3 protein-coding genes and 1 pseudogene are annotated in these 2213 nt (G+C 65.6%); 1 reads left to right on the forward strand and 3 read right to left on the reverse strand.

Annotation, left to right across the window (positions count from 1 at the left end; genetic code table 11):
* Positions 1 to 60: 60 nt before the first annotated feature.
* From IEY94_RS23115 to IEY94_RS23125, 3 genes and pseudogenes are all read right to left on the reverse strand, one after another.
* Positions 61 to 279: a hypothetical protein gene (locus IEY94_RS23115; protein ID WP_189172367.1), complete on the reverse strand. Its 219-nt coding sequence runs from the start codon at positions 277 to 279 to the stop codon at positions 61 to 63.
* A 286-nt stretch (positions 280 to 565) separates the two neighbouring features.
* A pseudogene (locus IEY94_RS23120) lies at positions 566 to 757 on the reverse strand (hypothetical protein); the annotation flags it as partial.
* A gap of 52 nt (positions 758 to 809) precedes the next feature.
* Positions 810 to 1811 carry a hypothetical protein gene (locus IEY94_RS23125; RefSeq protein WP_189172365.1) on the reverse strand — a complete coding sequence of 334 codons (1002 nt, stop codon included), beginning with the start codon at positions 1809 to 1811 and terminating at the stop codon, positions 810 to 812.
* 91 nt (positions 1812 to 1902) lie between these two features.
* On the opposite strand from IEY94_RS23125, the gene IEY94_RS23130 reads away from it, so the two are divergent.
* A complete protein-coding gene (locus IEY94_RS23130; RefSeq protein ID WP_189172366.1) occupies positions 1903 to 2175 on the forward strand; it encodes a hypothetical protein in 273 nt (90 codons plus the stop codon).
* Positions 2176 to 2213 lie beyond the last annotated feature (38 nt).

The raw sequence follows: 2213 nt of genomic DNA on the forward strand, positions 1-2213 counted from the left end.
ACGCGGTCAAGTCCAAGATCCGCCACCCGGATTACTCGTTAAAGGTTGCATGACGAGGCACTAGTTCACGAACCGTTGGAGCTGAAGCTTGACTCCAGCGTCTTTGGCCAGCTTTCCGAAGGTGAGCGAGTCATAAAGCAGGCGCAGCCCGTGCGCAGCCGCCATGGCGGCCTGCCAGTCGTACCGATCTGCCGTATCGGCACCCGAGTCGTCGGGCTGCGCAGTCGATGCGACCAGCACAGCGGCGCTGATCGCGGTCGCCTGCTCATCGTCTGGCACCTCGGGATGATACGTGAGGTGCGCAACTCTCGGTGTCCCATCATCCACCAGGCGTGACGTCGCAACGCGGCGATGATCACCATGGGTGTGTTGTCGTAGGCAGCCGGTAGCGTCCCGGCCGCCGGCTCCGGGTGTCGAACTCGCTGCTGGCTTCCCGTCGTCGAGCGAGCTGGAGGCAATTCGTGGGCCGGTTGAAGCTGACGCCGAAGGTGGCCGGCACGACTTCCGGTCTGACGATCCGCCACTGCTGATCAAGGAGATGCCTAGAGGACGTTGTCGATTGGTGTCAGTCGGGCCAGTCGAAGGTGCGTTGTTGTTGGCGTCGGGTGGGGTGGCCGCGGGTGAGGCGGCGCAGCATCTGGTTGATGGCCGCCCAGCGGATCATGGCTTCGGCGATGTTGGTGGTGCGTTCGTAGTCGCGGGCCAGGCGGCGGTGGGCGGTGAGCCAGGTCAGGGTGCGTTCGACGACCCAGCGGCGGCGCTCAACGGGGGCGACGCTCTGCGGCCGATACAACGACGCAGGGTGAGTGCTATTTCACGATCGGGGCGGGCCTGGAGTCGACCACGACGAACGGCACCGAGGCGTTGATCGCGCTCTGCGCCGTTGTGAGCAGGCCACCCGACGTGTGGATCCAGTCGTGCGTCCAACAGAAGATCCAGACCAGGATGGTGCAGCCGGGCCAGGCGGTCACGCTGAAGTCGCGTCGGCTAGCCAACAACACGGTCGGGGTGATGAGCCCCTGACCCTCGTGGTATGCGTCCTCCCACTGGATGACCGGATAGCCGAGCGTGGATACCTCGGACTTGTAGGTAACGTGCGGGTTCCAGACCGTGACGTGGGGATCAGCGCGGCTGCTCAGCCACACGGTCGCGCGGTCGACCCGATACGGCGACGCCTGGTTGGCGACGTACGCCATGATCCCGACCCCGCCAGAGCTCAGCGAACTGGACGAACCGTTGCCGCTGTACAGCGTGTTCCACCACTGGTAGGCGAACGGCGCCTGTGGTTTCACGTCGACGATCGAGGTCACCGGCACGTCGGCGGTAACGAAGAAGCCGACCGCAGCCGCGGAGTATTCGGACAGGTCGGTGGACACGCCCCCGGCGGCCACGTTCATGGTGCCGTTGATATTCGCGCCGGCGCGGCCGGTACTCCACGCCACGTCGTACGGCGGCGCGACTACCTGCAAGCCGCCCGCCGCCGGGATGGCGAGCTGCATCGTTTCCGGCCAGATAGGACTGTGGCGAAACTCAGCGATGCGCTCCTTCACCCGGGCGTGCTGGTGCGCGCGGAGGGCTTCGATCGCCGCCGAGGCTTCCTCGTCCACAGCGGCCGGCCGCTCGTGCAGACCGGCCACCCGCGACCGCAGGCGACCCAACTCGATGTCGGCCGCCAGTTGGTCCTCGATGAACCGTTCGATCGCTTGCTTGACCAGGGCCGTCGACTGTTCCCGCATTTCGTCGGAGAACGCGCCTCGCCGCATCAAACCGAGCGGTCCGGCCGGCGTTTTCGCTGGTGAAACGTCACGCATTTTGCATCATCCTTCGACTGGCGGCTTCACATCATGCGGTCATTGAGAACGCTAGGCCGACGGCGCGTCGTCGACGGCCGGATCTCCGAAAGTGGCCAGCATCTACCGATTCAGCAAAGCCGGCTGGCGGCGCATCGGCCGCAGCACCGCGGTTATGCTCGGCGTCGAAGTCACCTTCCACCCACGTGTAGGTGGCGGGGACGCGCTGTTCGTCTCCCAGACGCATACCCGCGGCGAGGGCACCCACACCGATGTGACGTTGTGGTTCGTCGTCGCGGCGGCGCCTACCGGTGACCCTGCGGAGTTCCGCCGCACCCGCCTGGTGCAGCCTCGACGAGCTAGTGCCTCGTCATGCAACCTTTAACGAGTAATCCGGGTGGCGGATCTTGGACTTGACCGCGT

The sequence above is a fragment of the Pilimelia anulata genome (genome assembly GCF_014647895.1).
GTDB classification, from domain to species: domain Bacteria; phylum Actinomycetota; class Actinomycetes; order Mycobacteriales; family Micromonosporaceae; genus Pilimelia; species Pilimelia anulata.

What these genes read in the sequence shown, in the direction of transcription:
- IEY94_RS23125 (WP_189172365.1), bottom strand. Translation starts at nt 1,811, where the DNA reads ATGCGTGACGTTTCACCAGCGAAAACGCCGGCCGGACCGCTCGGTTTG.